Annotated in this window: 13 protein-coding genes; 4 read left to right on the forward strand and 9 right to left on the reverse strand. The window is 67.3% G+C overall.

Features of this window, described 5'->3' with window-relative positions:
- Positions 1-123: 123 nt before the first annotated feature.
- Positions 124-1,065, forward strand: coding sequence for a phosphodiesterase (locus tag AB4Y72_RS09090; protein WP_441425837.1), 942 nt, complete (start codon positions 124-126; stop codon positions 1,063-1,065).
- Between the two features lie 77 nt (positions 1,066-1,142).
- Here AB4Y72_RS09090 and AB4Y72_RS09095 read toward each other — a convergent pair whose 3' ends face one another.
- Both AB4Y72_RS09095 and AB4Y72_RS09100 read right to left on the reverse strand, forming a co-directional pair.
- Positions 1,143-2,558: a stealth family protein gene (locus AB4Y72_RS09095; protein WP_441426001.1), complete on the reverse strand. Its 1,416-nt coding sequence runs from the start codon at positions 2,556-2,558 to the stop codon at positions 1,143-1,145.
- Between the two features lie 303 nt (positions 2,559-2,861).
- Positions 2,862-3,776 carry a hypothetical protein gene (locus AB4Y72_RS09100; protein ID WP_441425838.1) on the reverse strand — a complete coding sequence of 305 codons (915 nt, stop codon included), beginning with the start codon at positions 3,774-3,776 and terminating at the stop codon, positions 2,862-2,864.
- A 179-nt stretch (positions 3,777-3,955) separates the two neighbouring features.
- Here AB4Y72_RS09100 and AB4Y72_RS09105 point away from each other — a divergent pair, with 179 nt between their 5' ends.
- Both AB4Y72_RS09105 and AB4Y72_RS09110 read left to right on the forward strand, forming a co-directional pair.
- Positions 3,956-4,255 carry a type II toxin-antitoxin system VapB family antitoxin gene (locus AB4Y72_RS09105; RefSeq protein WP_120954228.1) on the forward strand — a complete coding sequence of 100 codons (300 nt, stop codon included), beginning with the start codon at positions 3,956-3,958 and terminating at the stop codon, positions 4,253-4,255.
- A complete protein-coding gene (locus AB4Y72_RS09110; protein WP_441425839.1) occupies positions 4,248-4,925 on the forward strand; it encodes a LytR C-terminal domain-containing protein in 678 nt (225 codons plus the stop codon). The genes AB4Y72_RS09105 and AB4Y72_RS09110 overlap by 8 nt, the downstream gene beginning before the upstream one ends.
- Here the strand turns inward: AB4Y72_RS09110 and AB4Y72_RS09115 are convergent.
- On the reverse strand, positions 4,922-5,560 hold the full coding sequence (locus tag AB4Y72_RS09115; RefSeq protein ID WP_441425840.1) for a TetR/AcrR family transcriptional regulator: 639 nt from the start codon (positions 5,558-5,560) through the stop codon (positions 4,922-4,924). The genes AB4Y72_RS09110 and AB4Y72_RS09115 overlap by 4 nt on opposite strands.
- A 242-nt stretch (positions 5,561-5,802) precedes the next feature.
- Between AB4Y72_RS09115 and AB4Y72_RS09120 the strand changes: the two genes are divergently transcribed.
- Complete coding sequence (locus tag AB4Y72_RS09120; protein ID WP_441425841.1) at positions 5,803-6,864, forward strand: sodium:calcium antiporter; 1,062 nt, start codon at positions 5,803-5,805, stop codon at positions 6,862-6,864.
- 57 nt (positions 6,865-6,921) lie between these two features.
- Here the strand turns inward: AB4Y72_RS09120 and AB4Y72_RS09125 are convergent, their stop codons facing one another.
- The 6 genes from AB4Y72_RS09125 to AB4Y72_RS09150 all read right to left on the reverse strand — a co-directional run bounded on the left by AB4Y72_RS09125 (position 6,922) and on the right by AB4Y72_RS09150 (position 12,926).
- Positions 6,922-8,244, reverse strand: coding sequence for a nicotinate phosphoribosyltransferase (locus tag AB4Y72_RS09125; protein ID WP_441425842.1), 1,323 nt, complete (start codon positions 8,242-8,244; stop codon positions 6,922-6,924).
- 180 nt (positions 8,245-8,424) lie between these two features.
- Positions 8,425-9,156 (reverse strand): DsbA family oxidoreductase, encoded by a 732-nt coding sequence (locus AB4Y72_RS09130; protein WP_441425843.1) that lies wholly within the window; start codon positions 9,154-9,156, stop codon positions 8,425-8,427.
- A 72-nt stretch (positions 9,157-9,228) separates the two neighbouring features.
- A complete protein-coding gene (locus tag AB4Y72_RS09135) occupies positions 9,229-9,765 on the reverse strand; it encodes a GNAT family N-acetyltransferase (protein ID WP_441425844.1) in 537 nt (178 codons plus the stop codon).
- Positions 9,766-9,848: 83 nt separating this feature from the next.
- Positions 9,849-10,721, reverse strand: a complete 873-nt coding sequence (locus tag AB4Y72_RS09140) for a TolB family protein (protein WP_441425845.1) — start codon at positions 10,719-10,721, stop codon at positions 9,849-9,851.
- 14 nt (positions 10,722-10,735) lie between these two features.
- Positions 10,736-11,731: a sugar phosphate isomerase/epimerase family protein gene (locus AB4Y72_RS09145; protein WP_441425846.1), complete on the reverse strand. Its 996-nt coding sequence runs from the start codon at positions 11,729-11,731 to the stop codon at positions 10,736-10,738.
- A 1-nt stretch (position 11,732) separates the two neighbouring features.
- A complete protein-coding gene (locus AB4Y72_RS09150; protein WP_441425847.1) occupies positions 11,733-12,926 on the reverse strand; it encodes a Gfo/Idh/MocA family protein in 1,194 nt (397 codons plus the stop codon).
- Between the last annotated feature and the right edge of the window lie 6 nt (positions 12,927-12,932).

Consider the following 12,932-nt stretch of genomic DNA (forward strand, 5'->3'; position numbering starts at 1 on the left):
TTAACGTCGTTTTTCCAAACATGCCTGTCCAAGTTTTAACATTGTTTGCCGAATGTCTGGTTGGATAGTCCTTACTGAGAGGGACACTGGAAGCACCGCTTCCACCCAACCAAGAAGGCAGCAATGGAGCGCATCGAGGCCGAACACCCCCGGCCACGTCATTTCCTACTTCATCTAAGCGACCCCCATTTGCTGGGGGGTCCGCAACCCCTGCACGGCGTCGTGGACAGCGAAGCCCTGCTCAGGCAACTCTTCGACGAAGTCCATGCCTCAGGCGCTCGCCCCGAAGCCGTGATCTTTACAGGCGACCTCGCCGACCTCGGCGAACCGGAGGCCTATGCCAAGCTCCGCGCGATCGTGGAGCCGGCGTGCAAGGCGCTGGGAGCGAAGGTTATCTGGGCGATGGGCAACCATGATGACCGCGCCAATTTTCGGGCCGGGCTCCTGGACCAGGCGGACAATGACGACCCGGTGGATCACAGCTATTTCGTCAATGGGCTGCGCATCATTACCCTCGATACCTCCGTGCCCGGCTTCCACCACGGCGAATTGAGCCAGGACCAGCTGGACTGGCTGGCCGCTGAACTGGCCACCCCCGCCCCGGACGGGACTATCCTTGCCCTGCACCACCCACCGGTACCGTCCGTGCTCGATCTTGCCGTGCTGGTGGAACTCCGGGGCCAGTCTGCGCTCGCCGGTGTCTTGCGGAATTCCGATGTCCGGGCCATCCTGGGCGGCCACCTGCACTATTCCACCACCGCGACGTTCGCAGGCATTCCCGTGTCCGTGGCATCAGCGACCTGCTACACGCAGGACCTGAACGTTGCGGTGGGCGGCACCCGCGGACGTGACGGCGGGCAGGCGTTCAACCTGGTCCACGTCTACGAACACACGATCGTGCACTCCGTGGTGCTCCTCGGCGACTCCCCGGAGGTCGGCGAGATCGTGTCCCCCGAGGAGGCCCAGCGGCGGCTGGCGGCCGCCGGGATCACCATCCCGGCGCAGGCCAGGCTCGAGGCCCCGGCGCGGACGCCAGCGCACCGCAGGTTCACCACCCTGAACTGACCAGCCCCTGAACTGACCAGCCCCGGGACAGGCGTGGCCCGGGCCGCCCGGAACGGGCGCGGCCTCGGTGCGCGCCGTTACTTTTCCCAGGGGGCCTTGAGCGGGTAGTACTTCTCCAGGAAGTCCGTGACCAGTTCGGCCCGTTCTTCCGCGGGGACCTCGGGGAAGCTGCCGTCGTTGAGGCAGAAGAAGTCCATGTTCCGCTTGGCCAGAAGCTTGGGCAGGTAGTTCAGGCCCGCCCGCGCCGTGGTGTCGACGTACCTCACCTTGGCCGCCGTCTGGGTCACAGCTCGGCCCGTGAGCAGCGCGTAATAGTGGTAGAACGAGTTGGTTACGGAAATGTTATCCGCGGCCCGGAAGGTGCTCGCGGCGGTCTTGGCGAACTCGGCCGGGAACTCCTGTTCCATTTGCTCGACCACGCTTCGCCGCAGGGGAGCCGCCGTGTGCTCCAGGTGCCGGGTGGTAATGCGGCCGAACCGGTTCCAGAGCAGCTTGCGGTTCACCCGGGCGGCGTTCTCAAAGCCGCTGCGCTCGGCGTCGTTGTCGCCCAGGCCGATCCGCGTTTCGGCCTCAATGAACTTAGTGATCCCGCCCGGGGTGAAGAACATGTCCGGTCCGACGGCCCGGCCAAAGAACATGTCGTCATTGGAATACAGGAAGTGCTCGGAGAGTCCCTCGATGTGGTGCAACTGGCATTCCACAGCCTGCGAATTATGGGTCGGCAGAACTGAGGGGTCGGCGAAAAACTCTTCGCTGCGCACGATCGTCACGCCCGGGTGGTCCGCCAGCCATGCGGGCGCCGGGGAGTCGGTGGCAATGAAGATCCGGCGGATCCACGGCGCAAACATGTAGACCGAACGCAGGGCGTACTTGAGCTCATCGATCTGGCGGAAGCGGGCCTCGTGATCGTCCCCTTCGCCCACCACGACGCCGGCCATGCGGGCGCGCCGGGCCGCGATGTACTCGGGGGAGCTGCCGTCCACCCACGAGAACACCAGGTCGATGTCGAAGCTGATGTCGCTGGCATGGTCCGCAAACATGTTCTCGATGGTGGGCCAGGTGTGGCCGTAGCGTTCCACCGTGCCGCGCACCGCATCCTGGGCCAGCATCGTGCGGCGCGTCAGGGAGTTCTCGATCGGCAGGATCAGCTGGTCGCCCTCGAAGCTCCACAACTCCAGCTGCACGCCGGCGGAAGCGCCGAATTCAAAACCGCCCTCCGGCTCCACCCTGGGCCGGTACAACCGGAAAATCCGGGCCTGGCGGTTCGGCGAGAGCTCACCGTCGGCCACCAACACGGAGGACTTCTTCTTGGCGTCCACGCTCATGGAGTAGAACGGTTCGTCCCGGCACGCCTCCACCAGGGCGTCGCGGAGTTCCTTGCGGTCTTTCCAGTCGACGGCGATCACCGGACGGTGGTTGTTGCCCCGGACCAGCAGATAGTCGAGGCCGGCGTCGGCCAGAACGGAACGCAGGAACATCAGGTCTTCGACCATGGCCTGGTACGGGGTGCGGTTCTCGTTGATCAGCGCATAGCGGCCACGGTGACGGACGACATCGGAACGGGTCCGGAATCTGGCCACGGCGGCCGCCGAGGTGACCTCGGCGTGGGTGTCCTCGGACGCCTGGCTGCCATAGTAAATCTCGTCTTGGATCGCTGCTTCGGTGATGTTAGATCTCCCGTTTCTTGAATGCGTTGCTGTCTACTTGCATGATAACGCGGCCCTCAAAATTGCCGTGGAAACCCGCCCGGCCCCGGTGCCCGTCTGAGGCGGGTTGTGACGCCGGCCCGGCTTGGACTAGCCGGCGACGACACCCAGCCAGTGGTGCAGGAAGGCGGCACCGGCGTCGTCGTGGATCACGTCCTCGCCGAGTCCCAGATCGGCGGCGGTGAGAACCTCGTACGGTTTCACCGGGATGCCGTCCGCGGGCCGGACGTCCACGTGCTTTACGGCATGGTCGTTGTGGTGCAGCCAGTCCGCCATGGCGTAGTCCGTGCGCGAATCTCCCACAGTGCGCCAGGCCTGCGGTGTGATGCCCTGGGCGGCCAGGAGCTCCACCGCCCGGCTCGCCCCCAGGTCCTTGCCCAGCCGCACCGATTCGATGTCAGTGGAGATGATGGTCGGGTCGACGCGGAAGTCCACCTGGTCATCCGAATCCGGGACATGGTGGTCAAGCCGCACGACGCCGAGGCCGTGGCGCGCCATGAGGTCCATGGCGTCGGCGTCGAAGAGTTCCTGCTCGGCCCGGTACTCAAGGTTCGCGACGGCGATGTGCTGCTCCACCGAGACCATGGCCCGCTTGGTTTCGTCGTAGAACATGTGGGCGGAATAGTCTTCCGCGACCAGGCGGCGGACGTCGTCGCCGAACGCGCGGGGGATGGCGAGCCCGTGATCGACATGGACGGGGCCGGGGCCCTCCGCGGTATAGCTGAACCAGACGGCGCCTTTCTCGCAAATGGCGTGGATGACGGTGGCGGCGGGCATGCCGGCCGCGATCATGGGTTCCATGACTTGCTCGCGGATGAACGCGTCCGAACGGCCGGTATTGAAGATGACCGGCACGCCGGCGGCGGCAAGCGCCAACAGATCCGCGATGATCCCGGGCTGCACGTCGCGGGTGACCGGGCTCGCAACCGGGCCGTCAACGTCGAGCAGCAGCGCCAGGACAGGGGCCTGCGGTGACGGAAGTGGGGAAGTTTCGGGCGAAGTCATACCGTTATTCTCTCAGCCGTGTCGGGGCTTTGCGCGAAGTGTCGAGAAGATCGACGCCCCGGCACTTGGTGTGACACGCGGCAGGGCGGCGTGTGACAAATGGTTACCGTTTGGCCACAACCTCACGCCGGCCGGGGACTTCGATTCCTTTGGGCGTTCAAGTTCCCTAGGCTGGCAGGGTGATATTCAAAGCTGTGGGCGAGGGACGCCCGTACCCCGACCATGGTTACAACACGCCCAAGGACTGGGCGGCCCTGCCGCCTCGTCCGGTCCGTCTCGATGAGCTGGTGACCACGAAGCGCACCTTGGACCTTGAAGCCCTGCTGGCCGAGGACTCCACCTTCTTCGGCGACCTCTTCCCGCACGTCGTGGAATACCGCGGCGTCCTTTACCTTGAAGACGGCCTGCACCGGGCTGTCCGCACCGCACTGCACCAGCGCACCGCGATCCACGCGCGGGTCCTCGTGATAAATGGCTAGGAAGCCGCCAGATGTCACTGTCCTGCACGGGCACCGCGTGATCAGTGGCTCCGAGCTGCGGGCCACGTTCGTGGAGCAGGACGACCCGGGGACCAATCCGGTTCGGCTGCGCCGCAGGATCCTGCATGGCGCCGTCCTGGTGATGCTTGTCGGCCTCATCGTGGCGGCGATCGTGGTGGCCCTGGGCATCATGAACGGTCAGATCAAGCTTCCCGCGACGGAGCGGAGCAAGGCGGCAGCGTCGGTGTGCCCCGCAGCCACGTACGACTACACGCCGCCGGGGAAGGTCACCCTCAACGTCTACAACTCCACGAGCCGGGCCGGCCTGGCGCGGAGCATCGCCAAAGAGTTTTCCGACCGGAAGTTCGCCGTGCGCGCCGTGGGGAACACGTCGTCGAGCTTCCGCGGCGTGGCCCTAGTGGTCTCCGGCGCCGCGGGCCAGTCGGCCGCCTTCAGCGTCCAGCGCAACGTGCCCGGCTCGGACTACGTCCAGGACGGCCGCACCGACGCCAGCGTGGATGTCATACTGACCGAGGACTTCAAGGGACTGACCAGGCCGGAACTGGTGGACCAGACGCCGGGCCGGCTCAGCTGCCCCCGCGAGAACCGTCCCGTCGCGGACCAGTCCAAGGTGACCCCCAAGCCGACGGCGCCGCCCACGACCCGCTAGTTACGGACGCGGACCGGACGGCCGGCGTCGTCGAACCTGGCCCCGGCCCCCAACTGGACGAAGCGCACCGTCCGGGCGAGCCGGGCTTCGGCTTCGGCGTCCTGGCCCGCGCCGTCGCCCCGGGCGGCGCTCGAGGACAGCGTGCCGTGGATGAGTTGGGCAAGCTGGGCGATGTCCGACTCGGGCAGGTAGCCCTGGGTCATTCCGTCGCGCAGGATTCCCTGCAGGAGCACGCTGAGCTCGCCCACGTGGTCCGCGAGCTTGGCGAACGACGACGGCGAGAGCACCGCGGCCATGGCGGGTCCCGGCGGCAGGTGGCGCCGGCTCAGGTCCGCCACCTGGGCCCGGACGTAGACAGCCAGCCGCTCCACCGGGTTCTCCAGCGAATCCAGCGCTTCGCGAAGGTCGAGCAGGAACCGCTCCGTCTCGTCCAGCGCATAGGCGATGAGGAGCTCTTCGATGTCCGCATAGTAGTTGTAGACGGCGGTCCGGCCGATCCGGGCGTGGCGCGCGACGTCGGTCATGGTCAGGCCGGGCAGCCCGTGCGTGAAGAGGAGTTCCCCGAACGCGGTCAGGATGCGACGCTGGGTCTCGGCACGTTGGGCGGCGTTGCTCGCGGCCGAAATCCTGGGCATACGGACACTTTAGCGCGATCTGTCACCAAATCGGGGGGGTGGGGGTACTGTGACACGGTCCGTGCCGACTGCTGGTCTTTTTGAAACTCCACAGACACGGATCAACTCCATCACCGGATAGAGCCGAGCATCGCTTCAGGTCGCGGGAGAGACCGTCATATAGGCTGGGCGCGAGCGGGCGGGGACCCTCTGGAAGTATCTGGGACCGCCTATATGGCTTCAGGGACGAAGGGGAAACATCGATGGAATCACTGCCGTTGGCGGTCCTGCTGCTCATTTTTGCGGGCGCTGGAGCGGTCATTTGGGTGGCGGGGATCCAGCTTTCGAAGCAGACGGACGTGCTGGATGACCGGCTCCACCTCGGCTCGGCCCTGGGCGGGCTGATCCTGCTCGCGATCGCCACGAACCTGCCGGAAATCGCAATCACGGTCAGCGCGGCCGCTTCCAACAATATTGGCGTCGCGGTCGGGAACATCCTGGGTGGTATCGCCATCCAGACCGTCGTGCTGGTCATCCTTGACGTGTTCGGGACAAGGGGCACCGAACCCCTCAGTTACAAGGCCGCATCCCTGGCGCTGGTCATCGAGGCAGTAACCGTCGTCGCGGTTCTCGCCGTCGTGATTGCCGGCAGTCAGATGCCCAACAACCTGGTTGCCTTCCGCCTCACGCCAGCCCCAATTCTCATCGCCGTGATCTGGATACTGGGGCTGGTTCTGGTCCGACGCTCCCAAAAGGGTCTTCCCTGGCACCAGCAAGGCGAAGCTACAGGCGCCCAGGAGAAACCCAAAGGGCACTCCAAGAAACAGACCACCCAGCGAAACAGCCAACTCAGCACGGCTGCATCCGTCCTCATCTTCAGCGTCGCGGCCCTCGCGACGCTCGGGGCAGGCGTGGCCCTGGAAACCAGCGGGAGCGCAATCGCGGGACATATCGGGCTGTCGGGGGTACTCTTCGGAGCCACCTTCCTGGCCCTCGCCACATCACTGCCCGAGATTTCCACAGGTCTGGCATCAGTAAAACAAGGGGACTACAAACTGGCCTTCAGCGACATTTTCGGAGGCAACGCCTTCTTGCCAGTCCTGTTTCTCGTGGCCGTTCTCATCACGGGCCGCCCCGTCCTGCCCCAAGCCCAGGCGACCGATATCTATCTCACCGCGCTGGCGGTCCTGCTGACGCTGACCTACATCCTCGGACTCATCTTCCGGCCCAAAAAGAAGATTTTCGGCATGGGAATGGATTCCCTCGTCGTCCTCGTCCTCTATCTTTTAGGGGTCGTCGGGCTCTTCGCCGTTGCCAGCGCCTGATTGATTCGACCGTCAGCGGGTCCGGGACGTCACTCGTGATGCGGAACGCGAGGCTGGTCATTCGTAAATGGTCGGGATGGCCGGCTCCCCGGGCTGCAGCCGGTCCACCACCCTGGGGAGTTCCGCCATGGAGGCCGTGTGCCGCTCCCGGGCCCGGCCCACGGCGTCCGGCCCGGTCCATCCGGGCAGGATTTCGCCGTCCTTCATGAACTGCTTCAGGAGGGGACGCCCGTGGCCGCCGCCCGCCGGAGGGTGCTCCACGCCGAGAACCTCGTGGGTGGCGGTACCGCGCTCATCCAGGCGGCGCACCGCGAACTTGCGGCCGCCGACGTTGATCTTGTCCTTGGAGGTTTTCGCCACGGCGATGAGCCCGCCGGAGTCACCGGCCCGGCTCACCAGCTTGTAGACCATGCCGGCCGTGGGCGCCCCGGACCCCGTCACCAGCGATGTGCCGATGCCGTAGGAATCGGCCGGGGCCGACCGGAGGGCCGCGACGGAAAATTCGTCCAGGTCCGAGGTTACGACGATCCTGGTGTTCACATTGCCGAGGCCGTCCAGGAGTTCGCGGACCCACCGCGCCTGGGCCACGAGGTCTCCGGAGTCCAGCCGGATGGCCCCGAGACTGTTTCCCGCGAGGTCGACGGCGGTGCGGACGGCCGCTTCGACGTCGTACGTGTCCACGAGCAGCGTGGTACCGGGTCCCAGCGAGGCCAGTTGGGCCGCGAAGGCGGCGCGCTCGGAATCATGGACCAGCGTGAAGGAGTGGGCCGCGGTGCCGACGGTCCGGAGGCCGTACCGCCGCCCGGCGGCCAGGTTGGACGTGCCGGCAAAACCGGCGATCACGGCCGCGCGGGCCGCCGCGGCGGCCGCTTCCTCGTGCGTGCGGCGGGATCCCATCTCAATGCAGGGCCTGCCGCCGGCGGCACTGGTCATCCGGGACGCGGCCGAGGCGATGGCGCTGTCATGATTGAGCACCGACAGGACGTAGGTCTCCAGGACGCAGGCCTCGGCGAACGTCGACTCGACGATCAGGACGGGGGAGTGCGGGAAGTACGCTTCACCCTCCGGATAGCCCCAGATGTCGCCGGAGAACCGGAAGGCGGCCAGGTGGTCCAGCGTGTCCTCCCGGACCACCCCGGTCCCGGCCAGAAAATCGAGGTCGTCCTGGTGGAACCGGAAGTTCGCGATGCCCTCCAGGAGCCGGCCGGTGCCGGCCACTATGCCGTACCGGCGGCCGTCCGGCAGCCCCCGGGCAAAGGCCTGGAACACTGACCTGCGGTGCGCCGCGCCGGAGTGCAGGGCCGCTTGGAACATCGTGAGTTCGTAGTGGTCGGTAAACAGGGAGGTCCGGGGCCCGTCCGGCCCGGCCGAAGTGTCCATGGTTCACTCTAGGCCGGGCGCGCCAGGAGTAGCAGGGCGCGGCCATGAAACCCGGGCGTTTCCGGCGAACCTCGGCGTCGCCGGGCTCAGACGGGGCAGGGTTCATACGCGCCGGGCTCAGACGGGGCAGGGTTCATACGCGCAGGGCTCAGGCGGGGCCGGGTTTATATGGGGCAGGGTTCAGACGGGGCAGCCGTCGGGGCCGCACGCGCCGGATCCGGCGGTACCCGCCGTGCCCGCAGTTTCGGTGCCGGCGGAACCGACCATGGCCAGCGGGTGGCTGTCCTGCCAGGCCTGTTCGAGGGCGGCACTGAAGGTCTCCGCGGGCTGGGCGCCGGAGAGCCCGAACTTCCGGTCGATCACGAAGAACGGGACGCCGCTGATGCCCAGGGCGCGGGCCTCCGCGAAGTCGTTCCGGACGTCGTCAGCGTAGGCGTCCGTGCTGAACAGCTCCGCCAGGTCGCCGGCGTCGAGCCCGAGATCCAAGCCCAGGGCGGTCAGGTATTCCTGGCTGCCGATGTCCAGGCCCCGTTCGAAGTGGTCGCTCAGCAGGCGTTCCTTCGCGGCGTCCTGCTTGCCGTGGGCGGCGGCGAGGTGGATCAGCCGGTGGGCCGTGAAGCTGTTGGCCACCACGACGGCGTCGAAGCGGTAGTTCAACCCCTCGCCCCTGGCCTGGGCCGCCACGTGCTCGAACATCTGGGATACCTGCTCTGGTGCCATGCCCTTGCGCGTGCTCAGGTAGTCCAGCTCGGTGCCGTCATAGTGCTCCGGGAGCGTGGGATCCAGCTGGTAGCTGCGCCACTGCACCTCCACGGCGTCGCGGTGCGGGAAGGCCGCGAGGGCGGTTTCGAATCGGCGTTTGCCGATGTAGCACCAGGGGCAGGCGACGTCGGACCAGATCTCAATCTTCATGCCGGCAACAACCGCGACGGCGCCGGGTCCATTCCCCGGCGTCCTGTCGTTTTGCTCACTTCCCGGCGGCACTCACGGCGTGACCGGCCGCTCCATGACGAAGTCGTGTTCCACGGTGGTCCCGAGCTGGAAGGACTTGGTGCCGACCTTGCGGAACCCGGACTTCTCGTAGAACCGGATGGCGCGGGCGTTCTGGCTGTTCACGCCGAGCCAGAGCCCGCGGGCTCCGGCGCCTGCGGCCGCGCCGATGCTGGCGTGCATCAGTTCGGCCGCGGCGCCGAGTCCGTGGTGGTCGGGGTGGACGTAGCACTTGCTGAGTTCAGTGCACGGCAGCTCGCTCAGGACCGCGGTCACGTCCGGGTCCCGGGTGGGGCGGGCCACCAGCAGGCTGTAGCCGCGGAGCTCGCCGTCGGCGTCGATCACCAGCACCGTTATCTCGGGATCGGCCAGGTAGGTCCGGAAATTGGTCTCGCTCAGGGTCTTGGCGAGGTGCGCCGCGATGTCCTCCGGCCGGGACTCCGGCGGGCAGGCGAGTGGGAAGGTGACGGCCGCAAGCGCGGCCAGCCTCCCGGCGTCGTCCGCTGTTGCTCTCCGGATCTGGTGCGTCATAGCGAAAACCCTACCTAGCCCGCGGCGGGTTCCGGACATCAATGAGCGCCTGTTCCGGGTTCCGGCCACGTTGCGTCGATGAGTCAGCGCAACGGGTAGGCGACGAAGGCGAACCGTGCTGAGTCCGGTGACCAGCTGTTGACGTTGAGCGTTCCCTGGCCGCCGAACAGGGGCCAGGTGTGCAGGGGCACGGTCCAGTCGTGCACCGCGACGGCGACGATTTCGACCGGCAGATCGGCCGGATGGCCGACGGTTCCGGGCGGGAACCTGAGGTAGGCGGCGAAGGCGCCGTCGGGGGAGATGTGCGGGAACCAGTCGACTGTTTCGCTCTCGACCAGACGCTCAAGGCCTCCGCCGTCACAGCGCACGCGGGCCAGTTGGGCGTGTCCTGGCTGGCTGGTGAACGTCTCGGTGTTGAGATAGATCCATTCGCCGTCGGGCGAATATTCCGGCCCGTCGCAGTGTCCTGGCCCGACGTCGATCGCCGCCGCGGCCCCGCCCTCGGACGGCACTGTCCAGAGTCGGCCGGGCGTCGCGAAGTCCCCGGCCTGGATCCCCACGTAGGCGAGGCGCTCGCCGTCGGGGCTTACGCCGTGAAGGAAGTGGAAAAAACCGTCCTCCGCGCTGATCCGGGTCGCCGGGCCGCCCGCAAGGTCGGCGCGGTAGATGTGGCCGTCGTCGGCCGAGAGGTAGATCCCTGTGCCGTCCGGCGCCAGGACATGGTCGTTGTTCAAATCCGGGACACCGCTAACGGGCACTTGGCCGAGTAAACCGGTGCCGAGATCCAGCCGCCACAGTGCGCCGCCCCCGTTGAGGATGAGCGCGTTGTCAGGAGTCCAGTTGGGTGCCTCCAAGAGCAGCTCGTCAGTGGTGAAGGCCAGCTCCCGCGCCCCGGTTGCCGCGGAAGCGGTCCAGACCTCGCAGCGCTGCCCGGGCTGCAGCAGCCGCGGCGCCATGGTGCGGCGTGCCCCTACTGCTTGAAGGCGGCGTCGAAGGAGGTGTGGGACGCCGGGAAGTCGAATTTCTTCAGCGCGGCGAGGGCTTCGGGGGCGCCGTGGAGCCGGTCCATGCCGGCATCTTCCCATTCGACCGAGATGGGGCCGGCGTAGCCGATCGCCGTCAGGGCGCGGAAGGACGATTCCCACGGCACGTCCCCGCGGCCGGCGGAAACGAAGTCCCAGCCGCGGCGCGGGTCCCCCCAGGGCAGGTGCGAGCCCATGACGGTGTTCCGTCCGGTGGGGCGCAGCTTCGTGTCCTTGCAGTCCACGTGGTAGATCCGGTCCTTGAAGTCCCAGATGAAGGAAACGGGGTCGATGCCCTGCCACATGAAGTGGGACGGATCCCAGTTCAGGCCGAAGGCCGGGCGGTGGCCGATCGCCTCGAGGGTACGGACGGTGGTCCAGTAGTCGTAGGCGATCTCGGAGGGGTGGACCTCGTGGGCGAAGCGGACCCCGCAGTCGTCGAAAACGTCCAGGATGGGGTTCCAGCGGTCGGCGAAGTCCTGGTAGCCGGCCTCGATCACCTTCTCCGGGACGGGCGGGAACATTGCGACGTACTGCCAGATCGAGGATCCGGTGAAGCCGACGACGGTGTCCACACCGAGCGCTTTCGCGAGCCGGGCGGTGTGTTTCATTTCCTCGGCAGCGCGGGTGCGGACGCCTTCGGGGTCACCGTCGCCCCACACCCTGGCCCCGACGATCGCTTCGTGCCGGAAGTCGATGGGGTCGTCGCACACGGCCTGGCCCTTGAGATGGTTGGAGATGGCCCAGACCTTGAGGTTGTACTTCTCGAGCACGGCCAGTTTGGACTCGACGTAGCCGGGCTCGTCCCAGCGCCAGGCGTCCAGGTGGTCGCCGGAGACGGCGATTTCCAGGCCGTCGTAGCCCCAGCCGGAGGCCAGGCGCGCCACTTCCTCGAAGGGCAGATCGGCCCACTGGCCGGTGAACAGGGTGTACGGGCGGGGCACGTCAGGCTCCTTCGGTAATCGTTTGGGTGGTCCGTGCGGACGGGGTGAGCTGGATGAGCGAACTTTTGGCCGCGGCGCTCTCTTCCACGGCGGCCAGGATCCGCTGGACGGCCAGCCCGTCCTCGAATGACGGCGAGGGCGGGGTCCCGGCGCCGATCGCCGCGAGGAAGTCCCGCGCCTGGTGGGTGAAGGCGTGTTCCCAGCCGAGCACGTGGCCCTGCGGCCACCAGGCACCGATGTAGGGGTGCTCGGGCTCGGTCACGACAATGCGGGTGAATCCCTGTTCCTGGACGGGCACCGTGCCGTCAAGGAACTGGAGTTCATTGATGGTTTCCAGATCGAAATGGAGGGCGCCGCGGCTGCCATACACCTCAATCGTCAGGGAATTCTTCTTCCCGAGCGCCACACGGGAGACCTCGATGCTGGCCACAGCGCCTCCGGCCAGGGACAGGGTGGCCCAGGCGGCGTCGTCGACCGTCACGGGCTCCGGGCCGGCGGGTCCGGGACGCTCCGTGGTGAACGTATGCAGCCTGCCGGAGACGTCCGTGACCGTGTCGGCCAGGAGGAACTGGACTTGGTCGACGGCGTGCGAGGCTATGTCCCCCAGCGCCCCGGACCCGGCGGACTCCTTGCGCAGCCGCCATGTCATCGGCGCCTGCTCGTCGGCCAGCCAGTCCTGAAGATAGCTGGCGCGCACCTGGCGGATGGTGCCCAGCCGGCCCTCGCCGATCAGTTTTTTGGCCAGTGCCAGCGCGGGAACCCGCCGGTAGGTGTACCCCACCATGGACTGCACGCCGCGCTCAAGCGCCGCCTGCGCGGCCTGAACCATGGCTTCGGCTTCGGCCAGGGTGTTTGCCAACGGTTTTTCCACGAGGACATGCTTGCCCGCGGCCAGGGCCGCGACGGCGATCTCGGCGTGCAGCCAGCCGGGGGCGCAGATATCGACGATGTCGATGTCGTCCCGGGCGATCACCTGGCGCCAGTCCGTCGCGGACTCGGCCCAGCCGTACTGTGCGGCGGCGGCCGCGGCCCCGGCGGGGTCGCGGCCGACTAGGACGCGCCGCTCGAAAGCCGGCACGTCGAAGTAGCTGGCCACGTTCCGCCACGCGTTTGAGTGGGCCTTGCCCATGAAGGCGTAGCCGATCATGGCCACCCCCAGGGGGGACGGGCCGGGGGCGGCTTCGTGATCCGGCATCGGAGG

The sequence above is a fragment of the Arthrobacter sp. YAF34 genome, from assembly GCF_052113245.1.
Lineage (GTDB): Bacteria > Actinomycetota > Actinomycetes > Actinomycetales > Micrococcaceae > Arthrobacter.